Here is a 267-nt window from a genome sequence, read left to right on the forward strand (position 1 = left end):
TCCGGTCCGGAAGTGGAAAGCGTGTTGCTGCAACATGAAGCCGTGGCCGAATGCGGCGTGATCGGCGTGCCGGACGACACGCGCGGGCAGATCGTGAAGGCGTTCATCGTCGTCAATCCCGGCTATACAGCCGACGACAAACTCGTCGCACAGTTGCAGGAATTCGTGAAGGATACGGTGGCGCCGTATAAGTATCCGCGCGTTATCGTGTTCGTCGATTCACTGCCGCGCACTGAAACAGGCAAGCTCAAGCGCTTCGAATTGCGT

Annotated in this window: 1 protein-coding gene; it reads left to right on the plus strand. The window is 58.4% G+C overall.

The annotated features are described in order from the left end of the window. On the plus strand, positions 1-267 hold a 267-nt coding region (locus tag SB822_RS57700), incomplete at both ends, for an AMP-binding enzyme (protein WP_410859184.1).

This window comes from Paraburkholderia sp. SIMBA_054 (assembly GCF_046534875.1).
GTDB lineage: Bacteria > Pseudomonadota > Gammaproteobacteria > Burkholderiales > Burkholderiaceae > Paraburkholderia > Paraburkholderia hospita.